We start from the raw sequence: 14,678 nt of genomic DNA, 5'->3' as shown, positions 1-14,678 counted from the left end.
CCTGACTTCAATACGAACCCAAACCAGCGAAATGAGTGGGTAATGGTTTTCCACATAATAGCATGGAGAGGCTTTCAAGCTCTGACCAGACTGACTGGCCGTAATCTTGTTTGAGCGTAATTTCCATCTGAGTCAGTAAACGCACGGCCAGAGAAAGTTGCTCAAGCGATAAGCGTTGCAGTGCCTGCGTCACCAGTGCCCGGCGGTTTTGCCAGACTTTTTGCTGATCAAACAACGTGCGAAGCGGCGTGCTATCCATTTTGCGTTTCAGATTCAGCAACATCAGAAGTTCGCGTTGCACGGTGCGCAGTAAAATGACCGGCTCGCTGTCTTCCTGTTGCAGCTGACGCAAAATATGCCAGGCGCGTTTACTTTTACCCGCAAGCAGGGCATCCAGCCAGTGATATGGCGTAAAGTGCGCGGCGTCATTCACAGCTTCTTCGACGCGTGGCAGCGTGAGTTTGCCATCCGGATAGAGCAGGGAAAGACGCTCCAGAGATTGCGCTAACGCCAGCAGATTGCCTTCATAGCAATAGCACAACAGCTGATTGGCGGGCTCATCAAGCTCAAGGGATAACTCTTTTGCACGGCGTGAAACCCAGCGCGGCAACTGAGCCTGCTCGGGAGTCTGACAACTGACAAAAACACCTTTGTCACTCAGCGCTTTAAACCATGCGCTGTTTTCCTGGGCTTTGGTCAGCTTGGTTCCACGTAACAACAGCAGAATGTCGTCATGCAATAACGTCGTCAGCTTAAGAAGTTGTTCGGCTACCGGCGCTGTCGGACCATTTTCGGGCAGGATAAGCATCAGGGTCTGACGGCTGGCGAAAAGGCTGAGCGCCTGACAGATGCTGAAGATTGATTCCCATTCCGTATGGTTATCAATGATAAAGGTGTAATGCTCCTGGAAATCAGCCAGCTGTGCCGCTTTGCGGATGCTGTCCTGGCTTTCCTGTAGCAGCAAAGGATCGTTGCCACATAACACATAACAAGCGCGCAGCCCCTCACGGAGCTGCGCGGCAAGTTGTTCCGGATAAACTCGGATCATTTTACAGAAGTGCTGGACGAAGTCGTTGGTGGTACCTCTTTGGTATCCTCAGACGACTCGCTGGCAGCGGATGCACCGGTAGAAATGACTTCTACCTGACGCGCGCCGACATCTTCTGCTTTGTGCAGTTCAGAGGCATGAACGGTCAGCAACTTACGGATCAGCTGCTGGGCAGCCTGCTGACGCATTTCCTCGAGAATAATGTCCTGCTCGTTATCTTTTGCCAGCGCCGTTAACGGGTTGTCAAAGAACGAACGGAACACTTTCACGTGGATTGGATAAATGTCTTTACCCGGCATCAGAACCGTTGCACTCAGGTTCATTTCCATCTGGTACTCAGCGGTTTTACCGTCCTGGAAGATCGACGCCGTACTCTGGCCAGTGACTTCCGGACCCACGCGCAGCGACGGGATATCCTTACGCTGCTGCGTGGTTGGATCTTCAACAATGGTCACATTGCTCAGACGCAGCTGAGTCCTGATATCACGAGTCATCGGACCATACGGATCCCCACTGTCTAAAACAATTGTTTGCAGTTCGTCAGGAACGTTGGTTTTTCCACGTAAATGGAATCCGCAACCTGCTGTCACCATGACTGCGGCGGTCAGCAGCAGTGTCACTAAGGGATGTCGCACAGATCCTCCTTGACTCAACCTACAACCAGGTTAAGAAGTTTGCCCGGGACGTAGATTACTTTGCGAACCGTAACCCCATCCAGATATTTTGCGACCAAATGCTCTTCTGCCGCACGCTCGCGCACTTGCTGCTCGGTAGCATCAGCGGCTACGGTGATTTTAGCACGCACTTTACCGTTCACCTGTACCACGACCAGTTTAGAGTCTTCAACCATTGCCTGTTCGTCAGCCTGTGGCCACGGCGCGGTATCGACATCGCCTTCACCTTTCAGCGACTGCCAGAGGGTGAAGCAAACGTGTGGAGTGAACGGATAGAGCATACGCACAACCGCCAGCAACGCTTCCTGCAGCAACGCACGATCCTGTTCAGTCTCTTGCGGCGCACGTCCCAGCTTGTTCATCAGCTCCATCACGGCGGCAATAGCCGTGTTGAAGGTCTGACGACGACCAATATCATCAGTCACTTTGGCGATGGTTTTATGCAGGTCACGACGCAGATCTTTTTGCGCTTCGTTCAGTGAAGCAGCATCCAGAGCCACGGTTGCGCCTTTGCCGGTGTGCTCGAAGGCCAGTTTCCAGACACGTTTCAGGAAGCGGTTTGCCCCTTCAACGCCGGATTCCTGCCATTCCAGGGTCATTTCGGCCGGAGAAGCGAACATCATAAACAGACGCACGGTATCGGCGCCGTATTTATCCACCATCACCTGCGGGTCGATGCCGTTGTTTTTAGACTTGGACATCTTGCTCATGCCGGCGTAAACCAGCTCGCGGCCCTGCGGATCGGTCGCTTTAGTGATGCGGCCTTTCTCGTCACGCTCAACTGTGGCATCCGTCGGGGAAACCCAGATACGCTCGCCGCTGCTGCCGGTGTGGTAGAAGGCATCAGCCAGAACCATACCCTGACACAGCAGACGTTTTGCCGGTTCGTCGGAATCGACCAGACCTGCATCACGCATCAGTTTGTGGAAGAAGCGGAAATACATCAGGTGCATGATGGCGTGTTCGATACCGCCGACATACTGATCAACGGGCAGCCAGTAGTTTGCTGCAGCCGGATCCAACATGCCTTCGTCGTATTGCGGGCAGGTATAGCGCGCGTAATACCATGAGGATTCCATGAAGGTATCGAAGGTGTCGGTTTCACGCAGACCCGGAATACCGTTCACGGTGGTTTTCGCCCACTCAGGATCGGCTTTAATCGGGCTGGTGATGCCATCCATTACGACGTCTTCCGGCAGGATAACCGGCAGCTGATCTTCTGGCGTAGGAATAACGGTACCGTCTTCCAGCGTGATCATTGGAATTGGCGCACCCCAGTAACGCTGACGGGAAACACCCCAGTCGCGCAGACGGTAGTTCACTTTGCGCTGACCCACGTCCAGTGCGACCAGTTTGTCAGCAATGGCATTAAAACCATCTTCGTGGTTCAGACCGTCGAATTCACCTGAATTGAACAACGTGCCTTTCTCGGTCATCGCTTCCGCGCTAACGTCCGGCTGGCTGCCATCAAGGTTCAGGATGACCGGTTTAATTTGCAGATCATATTTGGTCGCAAATTCCCAGTCGCGCTGGTCGTGGCCAGGGACAGCCATGACTGCGCCGGTGCCGTATTCCATCAGAACAAAGTTGGCGGCCCAGATTGGCAGTTTTTCACCGGACAGCGGGTGAATGGCATAAAGACCCGTCGCCATGCCTTTTTTCTCCATGGTCGCCATTTCTGCTTCGGCAACTTTGGTATTGCGGCATTCGTCGATGAACTCGTTCAGTGCAGGATTGTTCTGTGCGCCCAGCTGTGCCAGCGGATGACCGGCAGCGACAGCCACATAGGTCGCGCCCATGAAGGTGTCCGGACGGGTGGTGTAGACCGTCACTTTTTCGTCGGTGTCTGCCACGTCAAAAGTGATTTCCACGCCTTCGGAACGGCCAATCCAGTTGCGCTGCATGGTTTTCACCTGCTCCGGCCAGCTTTCCAGCGTGTCCAGATCGTTAAGCAGCTGATCGGCGTAATCGGTGATTTTGATGAACCACTGAGGGATTTCTTTGCGTTCTACTTTAGTGTCGCAACGCCAGCAGCAGCCGTCGATAACCTGTTCGTTCGCCAGAACGGTCAGGTCATGCGGGCACCAGTTCACCGCGGAAGTCTTCTTATAAACCATGCCTTTTTCGTACAGCTTGGTGAAGAACCATTGTTCCCAGCGGTAATAATCCGGTTTGCAGGTCGCGACTTCGCGATCCCAGTCATAGCCGAAGCCCAGCAGTTTAAGCTGGTTCTTCATGTATTCGATGTTTTCGTACGTCCACGGCGCAGGCGCCGTGTTGTTTTTCACCGCAGCACCTTCAGCAGGCAGGCCGAAAGCATCCCAGCCGATAGGCTGCAGAACGTTTTTGCCGAGCATACGCTGATAACGGGAAATCACGTCACCGATAGTGTAGTTGCGCACGTGTCCCATATGGAGACGACCTGACGGGTAAGGCAACATGGAGAGGCAGTAATATTTCTCCTTGCCAGGCTGTTCGGTAACTTTGAAGGTTTGCTTCTCTTGCCAGTGAAGCTGAACGTGTGACTCGATGTCTTCTGGACGGTATTGCTCTTGCATGGCGGCCGGTGGTCCTGTGAGTGAAAACAGCTACGCCTGTAGCTCAAAAAGTTTTAATCAAAAGATCCGCATAGCATAGCTGATAAGCGGATGTTGCAACAACACCCAGCGAAGGCTAAAGGGGATTTCTGTCCGCTATTGGCGCAATATTCATAATCTGCGAGCCAGCACGACATAATCTGCGCAACGGATCAGGGATTTACGGCTAAAATAAAGTCAATGCGCTTTCGCCGGGCAAATGATTACGTCAGTTCAAGGAGAAGAAATTATGAGCAATATTACGCAATCTTACCGCCAGCTGGTGGCCTCACTCACTGAACGGTTAAAAAATGGGGAACGTGATATCAGCGCGTTGGTGCAGGATGCCCGTACAGAGCTGCAAAACGAAGGCAAATTGTCTGAAATCCAGATTGAGCAGCTAACGTCCGCAGTAAGGCGTGACCTGCATGAGTTCGCGCGCAGCTATTCTGAAAGCCAGCAGGCGGTGGCAGAAGCAGAAGATGACGGCACGGACAGCGTATTTATGCGGGTGATAAAAGAAAGCCTGTGGAAAGAGCTGGCGGATATGACCGACAAAACCCAGCTGGAATGGACAGAAGTCTTTAAAGATGTCAGCCATCACGGGATTTATCACAGCGGGGAAGTGGTCGGGCTGGGGAATCTGGTGTGCGAAAATTGTCATTTCAACTTAGCGGTTTATACGCCGGAAATTCTGAGCAAATGTCCTGAGTGCGGTCATACCGAGTTTACGCGCCGTCCGTTCGAGCCTTGAGTATTAATAACCTGCCCCGAAGATGCGGGGCAGGCTTTATTTTACCAGCGCAGGTGTATCAGTGCAGGATTTTTGCCAGGAAGTCGCGCGCACGATCTGATTCCGGGTTATTGAAGAAATCGTCTTTATTACGGTCTTCCACAATTTTACCTTCATCCATGAAAATCACGCGGTTCGCCACTTTACGGGCAAAGCCCATTTCGTGCGTGACCACCATCATTGTCATGCCTTCGTTTGCCAGTTCAACCATCACATCCAGCACTTCGTTGATCATTTCCGGATCAAGCGCAGAAGTCGGTTCGTCAAACAGCATAGCGATGGGATCCATACATAACGCGCGGGCAATCGCGACACGCTGCTGCTGACCACCGGAAAGCTGGCCGGGGAATTTATTGGCATGCGCGGATAAACCCACGCGTTCCAGTAATTTCAGGCCTTTATCTTTCGCGGCGGTTTTATCACGTTTCAATACTTTGACCTGCGCCAGCGTCAGGTTATCGATAATGGAAAGGTGCGGGAACAGTTCGAAATGCTGGAACACCATGCCGACTTTGGCACGCAGTTGCGCCAGATTGGTTTTCTTATCATTCACCGGCGTGCCGTTAACCAGGATCTCGCCTTTCTGAACCGGCTCCAAACCGTTAACGGTTTTAATCAGCGTCGATTTACCTGAGCCTGACGGCCCGCAAACCACCACAACTTCACCTTTTTTAACTTCGGTGCTGCAATCGGTAAGCACCTGAAAGTGCCCGTACCATTTAGAAACATTCTTCAGTGAAATCATGAAACGGTCCTTTTCTTCAAATAACGCACCAGCAAGGAAGCACAAAGGCTGATAACAAAGTAAATAAGTCCTGCAAACAGCACCATCTCAACCAGCGTGCCGTCACGGTCGCCAATGTTGGATGCACTGCGGAAGAAGTCCGCGAGGCCCAGAACATACACCAGTGACGTATCCTGGAATAACACGATGGCCTGCGTCAGCAGCAACGGCACCATGGCGCGGAAAGCCTGTGGCAAAATCACCAGCTTCATCGACTGCCACTGCGTCATACCCAGCGCCAGCGCGGCAGAAGACTGGCCGCGTGCGATACTGATAATCCCTGCGCGAATAATCTCGGAATAGTAGGCCGCTTCAAACAGCGCAAACGCTACCATCGCAGAAATCAGACGGATATCGGTTTTAGGCGACAGTCCGAGCACTTTTTGCAGAAAGCCCGGCACAATCAGATAGAACCACAACAGCACCATCACCAGCGGAATGGCGCGAAACACATTGACGTAGGCCGAAGCAAACCAACTGATCGGTTTGAAGGTCGACAGGCGCATGACCGCCAGCAATGTTCCCCACAAAATACCGACCACAATCGCCAGCGACGTAATCTTCAGCGTAATGACCATGCCTTGCCACAGATAGGGCAGGCCGGGGCCAATAGAACTCCAGTCAAATTCATGCATGCTTATTTACCTCCCATGTTGCCCGGCAGGCGGACTTTCCGTTCTACAAAGTGCATCAGCAGCATGATGACGGCATTAATCAGAACATAGGCCAGGGTGATTGCGGAGAAAGACTCATACGCATGCGCGGAGTAATCCAGCAATTTACCGGCCTGCGCCGCCATATCCACCAGACCAATGGTCGAAGCGATGGCAGAGTTTTTAACCAGGTTGACCATTTCAGAGGTCATCGGCGGCACAATCACGCGATAAGCATTCGGTAAAAGCACATAGCGGTAGGTTTGCGGCAGGGTCAGACCCATCGCCAGACCGGCATTGCGTTGTCCGCTTGGCAGTGACTGGATGGCAGCACGTACCTGCTCGCACACGCGGGCAGCGGTAAACAAGCCGAGACAAATCACAGATGAGGTGAAGAATTGGACGTTTGGCGCCAGTTCTGATTTAAACCACATGCCGATATTTTCCGGCAGCAGTTCAGGAACCACCAGATACCAGATGAAGAACTGCACGATCAATGGGACGTTACGGAATAACTCGACGTAACACGTACCAATGCCGGAGAGGATGCGGTTGGGGACGGTACGAAGAATACCGAACAGAGAGCCGACGAAGAAGGCGATGATCCATGCGCAAATTGACAGTGCGACAGTGACCTGAAATCCATTCCAAATCCAGCCCAGATAAGTGGTATTACCGAAGGGGGCTTGTTGCAGAAAAATGCCCCAGTTCCAATCTATTGACATAAAAACTCCGTAAAACGGGTAATGAATTACCCTCTGAGTGATGACGTAATCCGCCTAAAGTGAATGGGAAGAAACGCGGGGTGGGGAACGACCACCCCGCATCTTTATCATCACAGGCTGGTGGTCCAGCCTTATATTTTAGTCACTTTTCACTTTTCACTTTTCACTCTTCTCTTGGTTATACCTGTCTGTCTGGTATTTCTTACAGCGCTTTATCGTTTGGCGCTTTGAACAGAGCTTTCATGTCGTCTGACAGTTCAAAGTTCATGTTCAGGTTTTTCGGAGGAATAGGTTTTTTGAACCAGGTTTCAAACCATTTGGTCGCTTCACCAGAGGTCTGTGCTTTCACGATGGTGTCATCAACCAGTTTTTTGAACTCAGCATCGTCTTTACGCATCATGCAGCCATAAGCTTCTTTGGACTGCGCAGTGCCAACGATTTCCCAGTTATCAGGTTTTTTCGCTTTGGCGCGTTCACCGGCCAGCAGGGCATCATCCATCATGAAGGCAACGGCACGACCGGTTTCCAGCGTACGGAAGGAGTCGCCGTGGTCTTTCGCGCTGATAATGCGCATATCCAGTTTCTTCTCTTCGTTCAGCTTGTTAAGCAGCACTTCTGAAGTGGTACCGGAAGTCACAACGACGGTTTTGCCTTTCAGATCAGCAAAATCTTTAATGTCGGAACCTTTTTTCACCAGCAGACGCGTACCAATCACGAAGATGGTGTCAGAGAACGCGGCTTGTTGCTGACGTTCCAGGTTGTTGGTGGTGGAACCGCACTCAAAATCGTAGGTGCCATTTTGCAGCAGCGGGATACGGTTCTGGGAGGTGATCGGCATCATCTTGATCTGCAGGTTTGGCAGATCGAGTTTTTTCTTCACGGCATCAACGATAGCGTCAGAATAGTCCTGTGAGTAACCCACGACTTTTTGTTCGTTATTGTAGTAAGAGAAGGGCACTGAGGATTCGCGGTGACCCACAACGATAACGCCGTTGTCTTTGATTTTTTTCAGGGTACCGGTCAGTTCTTCTGCGTGAGCAAAGCTGCTTACGGTAATGCTTGCCAACAGTACTGATAATGCCAATTTGCGCAATTGCATGTCCAACTCCTTGCTGTCATTAGGGATCCAAACTAAGGGATCAGAAAGTACTAATGCCTCGTCATATGAAGCTAGAAAATAGCTGAATGTGAATATTATGAAACCATATTGTTTCTTTTTTGAGACGGGACGCGCACCAATTCGAAGCAGTCAAACGGCTGTGCACTTAAAAAGTGCAAGAGGATCAGCCTGTTTGTATCAAAATGATGCATCTCGTCGCAAAAATCACTAAACAGATATCTTTCAATCAGATGTAGCAAGAGTCGTGCCAGTTAGCCCAATTTAACTTCATTAGCGGACATTCCGGCAGCGCTAAATGCGGTATTCGCGGCAATCGGCAGCAGGTAAAAGGGTGGGGTAGGAACGGGGAAGAGAAGGGGGCAACATATAAAACAGGCGCCCTGAGGCGCCTGTTTTATATATTGCAACCCTGCGCCGCAATCCTGCTAAATGCTGATAATCAGGATTTACGACGTCCGAGCCACAATGCGGCACCTGCCATGACTATCGTCGCAAACCAGACAGGCCACCAGCCCGCGCGGGCATACGGTGTCATGCCGGTGGTTGGCGTGACTTTCACGTTGAGAACCTGGCGGGTGAACTGCGGGATTTCATGCGTCACATCGCCCTGAGCATTCACAACGGCGGTTACGCCGTTGTTGGTGCTGCGCAGCAACGGACGGCCGAGTTCCAGTGAACGCATACGTGCCATCTGGAAATGCTGCCACGGGCCGATGGAGTGCCCGAACCAGGCATCATTGGAGATTGTCAGCAGGAAATTGGTGTCCGGTTGCAGGTTATCGCGCACCTGTTCACCAAAGATCACTTCATAACAAATCGCCGTGGTCAGATTCAGGCCGCTGACCACCAGCGGTTTCTGCACGTAATCACCGCTGGTCAGCCCTGACATCGGCAAATCGAAGAACGGTGCCAGAGGGCGGAGAATGGCTTCAAGCGGCACGAATTCACCGAACGGCACCAGATGATGCTTGTTGAAGCGGTTTTCGTCCGGATAGCGATACGGCTTTTCCCCGCCGAGCACGATGGCGCTGTTATACACCTTCATGCCTTCTTCATTGCGGCGTGCATCGATAATGCCGGTGATTAACTGGGTGCCGTGTGAGCGGTAAATATTATCCACCATGCTCAGGAAACCCTGCTGATCCGATTCGATGTCTGAAATCGCAGATTCCGGCCAGATGATCATGCTGGATTTGCCCACATACGGACGGCTGAGATCCAGATAGGTCTGCAACGCGCTTTCCAGTGCTTTCGGATCCCACTTCATCGACTGCGCAATATTGCCCTGAACCAGTGCTACATCGACCGTTTTATCGGTTTGTTCCTGATACCAGTGGATATAGCGCAGCGGCCAGGGCAGCAGCAGCATAGCGACAGCGATAATTCCCGGCGTGAGGCGACGCTGATGGACCGCGTACACAATCAGCCCGCTCAGCGAAGTCAGTAAAATAGTGATGCCGTCGACGCCGGTAATCGGCGCCAGACCTTTCAGCGGGCCGTCGATCTGGCTGTAGCCGAACTGCAACCATGGGAAACCGGTCAGCACCCAGCCACGCAGGAATTCAGTAATCTGCCACAATGCGGGCGCGCCAAGCGCCAGTTTCCACCAGGTGGTTTTCGGCCACAGTTTGCTGAATAAACCAGCAAAAAGCATCGTGTACAGCGACAAATACGCTGCCAGCAATACGACGAGGAAAAGGTTAATCGCTTCCGGCATGCCGCCAAAGGTGGCGATACTGACATAAACCCAGTTTACGCCACTGCCAAAAAGCCCCATTCCCCAGAAGAAACCGATCAGTGCGGCCTGAGGCGGACGGCGATCGAGTGTTAATGCCAGCAGCCCGCATAAAGAAATGATCGCCGCAGGCCAGAAGTCATAAGGGGAAAATGACAGCGTGCCACAGGCACCGAAAAAGAGCGCCAGCAGGGCGCGAACCCGCTGGCGTTGATATAAAGAGGCAATTGCCATGGAGTGATTATTCTTCCAGTATCGGTTGCGGCGCGTCGTCCGGTATTTTTACGTGAACCTGAATGATACGGCGGCTGTCGGCCATCGCAACCTTGAACAGGTAACCGTCAATTTCAATGCTTTCGCCACGTGCCGGTAAATGGCCGAATGACTGCATCACCAGACCACCAATGGTATCGACTTCGTCGTCACTGTAGTTTGTCTGGAACACTTCATTGAAATCTTCAATCGGCGCGAGTGCGCGGACGGTATACGTATGACGGCTGAGCTGGCGGATATCCAGATCTTCCGCTTCGTCGTACTCATCGTCGATTTCGCCGACAATCAGTTCGAGAATATCTTCGATGGTCACCAGACCGGAAACGCCGCCGAATTCATCAACGACTATCGCCATATGGTAACGCTGGGAGCGGAACTCTTTCAGCATACGGTCTACGCGTTTGCTTTCAGGAACCACCACCGCGGTTCTCAGCACCTTATCGATGCTGAATGGTTCAGACGCTGTACGCATAAACGGCAGCAGGTCTTTGGCCATCAGGATGCCTTCAATGTGATCCTTATCTTCGCTGATCACCGGGAAGCGTGAGTGCGCGGATTCGATGATCACATCGAGACACTCTTCCAGCGGTTGATTGCGTTTTAGCGTGATCATCTGAGAACGTGGGATCATGATGTCCCGGACGCGCTGCTCGGCGATATCCATCACGCCTTCCAGCATGTCACGGGTATCGGGGTCGATCAGATCGTTTTGTTCAGAATCACGGATCAGCTCAACCAGATCGCCACGGTTTTTAGGTTCACCGTGAAAAAGCTGGCTAAGGATAAGGGAAAAGAAGCCCTTCTTGGGACTGGGGCTGTCACTATTTTGTGAATGGTCATCGCTCATGGCGTTTGGTTTGTTTTACTCTTATTAGTGAAAATTATGCGAAACGCCTGCGGGTGGTAAACCTTCACCGGGCAGGCGCTGCGCGAGTTTACTGAAATACTCAGTGGTCTTCTTTCTCTGAAATATAAGGATCCGGATAACCGAGGCCCTGCATGATTTCAGTTTCAATCGATTCCATTTCTTCGGCTTCTTCGTCAACGATATGGTCATAGCCGAGCAAATGCAAACTGCCGTGAATGACCATATGCGCCCAGTGGGCCAGAAGTTCTTTATCCTGCTCTTTCGCTTCTTTCTCAACGACCTGGCGGCAAATAATCAGGTCGCCCAGAAGCGGCATCTCCATACCCGGAGGTGCTTCGAACGGGAAGGATAACACGTTGGTTGGTTTATCCATTCCCCGATACGTCATATTCAGTTCGTGACTTTCCGGAATATCGACCAGACGGACAGTCACTTCTGATTCTTCCTGAAACTGCGGCAGCACGGCTTCAAGCCAGGTCTGGAAGTCATTTTCTGACGGTAAACCTGCGGGTTCTTCGCAGGCAATTTGTAAATCTAGAATTACCGTATTCATTGACTGGCCTGTGGTGTTGAGCTGTTTTGATGTTCATGTTTACGCTCTGCGGCGATCGCATCGCGGCGTTTTTGATCTTCTTCTTCCCAGGCTTCGTACGCGACAACAATGCGCGCAACTACCGGATGACGAACGACGTCTTCACTGTGGAAGAAGTTAAAGCTGAGCTCTTCAACAGAAGACAGCACTTCAATCGCATGACGAAGTCCTGATTTCTGATGACGCGGCAAGTCGATTTGCGTGACGTCACCGGTGATCACTGCTTTGGAGTTAAAACCAATACGGGTCAGGAACATTTTCATCTGTTCGATAGAGGTGTTCTGGCTCTCATCGAGAATAATAAAGGCGTCGTTCAGGGTTCGTCCACGCATATACGCCAGCGGAGCGACTTCAATCACGTTGCGCTCAATCAGCTTTTCAACTTTTTCAAAGCCGAGCATTTCGAATAATGCGTCATACAGCGGGCGCAGATACGGGTCGACTTTTTGACTGAGGTCTCCCGGCAGGAAGCCCAGTTTTTCACCGGCTTCAACCGCAGGGCGGGTCAGCAGAATACGACGCACTTCCTGACGCTCCAGCGCATCCACCGCAGCAGCCACGGCCAGATACGTTTTACCGGTACCCGCAGGGCCAATACCGAAGGTAATATCGTGGTCGAGAATGTTGGCGATGTACTGCGCCTGATTTGGCGTCCGCGGCTTCACCATCCCGCGCTTGGTTTTGATAATGACCGCTTTACCGAAATCCGGCACGCTTTCTGCCGTCTGTTCGAGCACCCGGCTTTCTTTAATCGCCAGATGGATTTTTTCAGGACTGATGTCCTGGATTTCACCGCGCAATGGCGCCGTGTCGACATATAAATCACGCAGGATGTCGGCAGCTGCCGCAACAGGCAGACTCTTTCCGACCAATTTAAACGCGTTATCACGACGGTTGATTTCAACGCCCAACCGGCGTTCCAGTTGTTTGATATTGTCATCAAACGGCCCGCACAGGCTCAGCAAACGCTGGTTGTCTTCGGGCTCCAGTAAAATCTCTTGTGTTACAACGTTCAAACGAATCCTTTGGGTCACTTCGGACCAGTTGTCATTTCACCCGGCTCACTATTATTCTCAGCCTTCAACAAAACTTTCAGCCTTCAACCATACCTGAGTTAATAATACATCCCCTTGGCAAAATATGCTGCGCCATGGCGGCAGTTGCAGGGACCTTCATCCGAATATGCGGCCTTTGCCGAAAAATTAAACCCTTACGATGAAGGTATTAGCGAAAAACTCAAAAGAAACAGGACGCCGTAGCGCCCTGTCGATATCAGGTCATGCATCACTACTATGATTCAGGGTTGATACATTCCAACGCCCAATTCATTTTCTTTACGGGTACGTTCGATGACGGATTGCGGAGATTCATGCAGGCGCAGCGCCATCTGTTCTTCGGTGCGGACAACCACACCGCGCAGTGAGTTGGCATAAACATCGACAATTTCGACATCCACGAACTTACCAATCATATCCGGCGTGCCTTCGAAATTGACCACGCGATTACATTCGGTACGCCCTGTGAGCTCCATAATGTCTTTACGTGACGTGCCTTCCACCAGAATGCGCTGAACGGTGCCCAGCGTGGCGCGGCTGAAACGCATAACCTGCTGAGTGATTCTGTCCTGCAACAGCGCCAGACGCTGTTTTTTCTCGTCCATGCTTACGTCATCCACCATATCTGCCGCCGGTGTGCCCGGGCGCGGAGAATAGATGAAACTGAAACTGACGTCGTAATTCACCTGCGCGATCAAATCCATCGTGCGTTCAAAGTCCTCGTTCGTTTCGCCAGGGAAACCAATGATGAAATCTGAGCTGAAATGAATATCCGGACGCGCGGCGCGCAGTTTGCGGATAGTGGATTTGTATTCCAGCACGGTGTGCGGACGCTTCATCATCGTCAGAATGCGGTCAGAACCGCTCTGAATAGGCAGGTGCAGGAAGCTCACTACTTCTGGCGTGTCTTTATACACGTCGATAATGTCATCGGTAAACTCGACCGGATGGCTGGTGGTGAAGCGGATGCGGTCGATGCCGTCAATCGTTGCCACCAGACGCAATAACTCAGCAAAGGTGCAGATGCCGCCGTCAAAAGAATCGCCGCGATAGGCGTTGACGTTCTGGCCCAGCAGATTGACTTCACGCACACCTTGCGCGGCCAGCTGTGCGACTTCAAACAGCACGTCATCGCACGGACGGCTGACTTCTTCGCCTCGGGTATAAGGCACCACGCAGAAGCTGCAATACTTGTTGCAGCCTTCCATGATGGATACGAAAGCCGTCGGACCGTCGGCGCGCGGTTCCGGCAGGCGGTCAAATTTTTCGATTTCAGGGAAACTGATATCCACGACCGGGCTTTTGGTACCGCGCACGTGATTTACCATTTCCGGTAAACGGTGCAGAGTTTGCGGCCCGAAAACAATGTCGACACAAGGCGCACGTTTACGCAGCATTTCGCCTTCCTGCGAGGCCACGCAGCCACCGACGCCGATAATGAGATCCGGGTTTTTCTTTTTCAGTAACTTCCAGTGTCCGAGCAGGCTGAATACTTTCTCCTGCGCTTTTTCCCTGATTGAGCAGGTGTTGAGCAGCAGAATATCTGCTTCTTCAGCGTTATCCGTCAGCTGGTAACCGTGAGTGCTGTCGAGAAGGTCGGCCATTTTGGATGAATCATATTCATTCATCTGGCAACCCCAGGTTTTAATGTGCAGTTTTTTAGTCATCAGCGTGTCAGTACTCAATACGGGGAACGTTAGATCGGCAATGCCGCAGTGCATAGCAGAGTTCAGGGTCGCTATTGTAAACCCTCACTCCGGTGCTGACCAGTGCAGGAAAGCA

The 14,678-nt window shown here is 51.9% G+C and carries 13 protein-coding genes; 1 reads left to right on the top strand and 12 read right to left on the bottom strand.

All coding sequences use genetic code 11. The features are described 5' to 3' along the window. Positions 1 to 7: 7 nt before the first annotated feature. From holA to leuS, 3 genes are read right to left on the bottom strand one after another with little or no spacing between them, the layout of a single operon-like run. The gene (gene holA, locus D6C13_RS10005; RefSeq protein ID WP_120132617.1) at positions 8 to 1,048 is read right to left on the bottom strand and encodes a DNA polymerase III subunit delta; all 1,041 of its coding nucleotides are present in this window, start codon (positions 1,046 to 1,048) and stop codon (positions 8 to 10) included. Further along, positions 1,045 to 1,683, bottom strand: a complete 639-nt coding sequence (gene lptE / locus D6C13_RS10000) for an LPS assembly lipoprotein LptE (protein WP_120132616.1) — start codon at positions 1,681 to 1,683, stop codon at positions 1,045 to 1,047. The genes holA and lptE overlap by 4 nt, the downstream gene beginning before the upstream one ends. 14 nt (positions 1,684 to 1,697) lie before the next feature. Further along, entirely contained in the window at positions 1,698 to 4,280 is a 2,583-nt protein-coding gene (gene leuS / locus D6C13_RS09995) for a leucine--tRNA ligase (RefSeq protein ID WP_120132615.1), read from the bottom strand. A gap of 268 nt (positions 4,281 to 4,548) precedes the next feature. Between leuS and D6C13_RS09990 the strand changes: the two genes are divergently transcribed. Continuing rightward, positions 4,549 to 5,052: a zinc ribbon-containing protein gene (locus D6C13_RS09990; RefSeq protein ID WP_120132614.1), complete on the top strand. Its 504-nt coding sequence runs from the start codon at positions 4,549 to 4,551 to the stop codon at positions 5,050 to 5,052. 58 nt (positions 5,053 to 5,110) lie between these two features. On the opposite strand, the gene D6C13_RS09985 is transcribed toward D6C13_RS09990, so the two are convergent. From D6C13_RS09985 to miaB, 9 genes are all read right to left on the bottom strand, one after another. Continuing rightward, positions 5,111 to 5,836, bottom strand: coding sequence for an amino acid ABC transporter ATP-binding protein (locus D6C13_RS09985; RefSeq protein ID WP_120132613.1), 726 nt, complete (start codon positions 5,834 to 5,836; stop codon positions 5,111 to 5,113). Next, complete coding sequence (gene gltK, locus D6C13_RS09980; RefSeq protein ID WP_120132612.1) at positions 5,833 to 6,510, bottom strand: glutamate/aspartate ABC transporter permease GltK; 678 nt, start codon at positions 6,508 to 6,510, stop codon at positions 5,833 to 5,835. The genes D6C13_RS09985 and gltK overlap by 4 nt, the downstream gene beginning before the upstream one ends. A 2-nt stretch (positions 6,511 to 6,512) precedes the next feature. After that, positions 6,513 to 7,253 carry an amino acid ABC transporter permease gene (locus D6C13_RS09975; RefSeq protein ID WP_120132611.1) on the bottom strand — a complete coding sequence of 247 codons (741 nt, stop codon included), beginning with the start codon at positions 7,251 to 7,253 and terminating at the stop codon, positions 6,513 to 6,515. A gap of 202 nt (positions 7,254 to 7,455) precedes the next feature. Further along, complete coding sequence (locus tag D6C13_RS09970) at positions 7,456 to 8,352, bottom strand: amino acid ABC transporter substrate-binding protein (RefSeq protein ID WP_120132610.1); 897 nt, start codon at positions 8,350 to 8,352, stop codon at positions 7,456 to 7,458. A 460-nt stretch (positions 8,353 to 8,812) separates the two neighbouring features. Then, positions 8,813 to 10,342 carry an apolipoprotein N-acyltransferase gene (lnt, locus tag D6C13_RS09965; protein ID WP_120132609.1) on the bottom strand — a complete coding sequence of 510 codons (1,530 nt, stop codon included), beginning with the start codon at positions 10,340 to 10,342 and terminating at the stop codon, positions 8,813 to 8,815. 7 nt (positions 10,343 to 10,349) lie between these two features. After that, positions 10,350 to 11,228 (bottom strand): CNNM family magnesium/cobalt transport protein CorC, encoded by an 879-nt coding sequence (gene corC, locus D6C13_RS09960; protein WP_120132608.1) that lies wholly within the window; start codon positions 11,226 to 11,228, stop codon positions 10,350 to 10,352. A 100-nt stretch (positions 11,229 to 11,328) separates the two neighbouring features. Next, positions 11,329 to 11,802: an rRNA maturation RNase YbeY gene (gene ybeY, locus D6C13_RS09955; RefSeq protein WP_120132607.1), complete on the bottom strand. Its 474-nt coding sequence runs from the start codon at positions 11,800 to 11,802 to the stop codon at positions 11,329 to 11,331. Continuing rightward, a complete protein-coding gene (locus tag D6C13_RS09950) occupies positions 11,799 to 12,875 on the bottom strand; it encodes a PhoH family protein (RefSeq protein WP_120132606.1) in 1,077 nt (358 codons plus the stop codon). The genes ybeY and D6C13_RS09950 overlap by 4 nt, the downstream gene beginning before the upstream one ends. A 263-nt stretch (positions 12,876 to 13,138) precedes the next feature. Continuing rightward, positions 13,139 to 14,563 (bottom strand): tRNA (N6-isopentenyl adenosine(37)-C2)-methylthiotransferase MiaB, encoded by a 1,425-nt coding sequence (gene miaB / locus D6C13_RS09945; protein ID WP_120132750.1) that lies wholly within the window; start codon positions 14,561 to 14,563, stop codon positions 13,139 to 13,141. Positions 14,564 to 14,678: the final 115 nt, after the last annotated feature.

Source organism: Rahnella woolbedingensis (assembly GCF_003602095.1).
Taxonomy (GTDB): Bacteria; Pseudomonadota; Gammaproteobacteria; order Enterobacterales; family Enterobacteriaceae; genus Rahnella; species Rahnella woolbedingensis.
The sequence above is the reverse complement of the archived record's forward strand: the minus strand, read 5'-3'. Positions and strand labels throughout refer to the sequence as shown.

What these genes read in the sequence shown, in the direction of transcription:
- holA (WP_120132617.1), bottom strand. Translation starts at nt 1,048, where the DNA reads ATGATCCGAGTTTATCCGGAACAACTTGCCGCGCAGCTCCGTGAGGGG.
- leuS (WP_120132615.1), bottom strand. Translation starts at nt 4,280, where the DNA reads ATGCAAGAGCAATACCGTCCAGAAGACATCGAGTCACACGTTCAGCTT.
- D6C13_RS09990 (WP_120132614.1), top strand. Translation starts at nt 4,549, where the DNA reads ATGAGCAATATTACGCAATCTTACCGCCAGCTGGTGGCCTCACTCACT.
- D6C13_RS09985 (WP_120132613.1), bottom strand. Translation starts at nt 5,836, where the DNA reads ATGATTTCACTGAAGAATGTTTCTAAATGGTACGGGCACTTTCAGGTG.
- gltK (WP_120132612.1), bottom strand. Translation starts at nt 6,510, where the DNA reads ATGCATGAATTTGACTGGAGTTCTATTGGCCCCGGCCTGCCCTATCTG.
- D6C13_RS09975 (WP_120132611.1), bottom strand. Translation starts at nt 7,253, where the DNA reads ATGTCAATAGATTGGAACTGGGGCATTTTTCTGCAACAAGCCCCCTTC.
- D6C13_RS09970 (WP_120132610.1), bottom strand. Translation starts at nt 8,352, where the DNA reads ATGCAATTGCGCAAATTGGCATTATCAGTACTGTTGGCAAGCATTACC.
- lnt (WP_120132609.1), bottom strand. Translation starts at nt 10,342, where the DNA reads ATGGCAATTGCCTCTTTATATCAACGCCAGCGGGTTCGCGCCCTGCTG.
- corC (WP_120132608.1), bottom strand. Translation starts at nt 11,228, where the DNA reads ATGAGCGATGACCATTCACAAAATAGTGACAGCCCCAGTCCCAAGAAG.
- ybeY (WP_120132607.1), bottom strand. Translation starts at nt 11,802, where the DNA reads ATGAATACGGTAATTCTAGATTTACAAATTGCCTGCGAAGAACCCGCA.
- miaB (WP_120132750.1), bottom strand. Translation starts at nt 14,563, where the DNA reads ATGACTAAAAAACTGCACATTAAAACCTGGGGTTGCCAGATGAATGAA.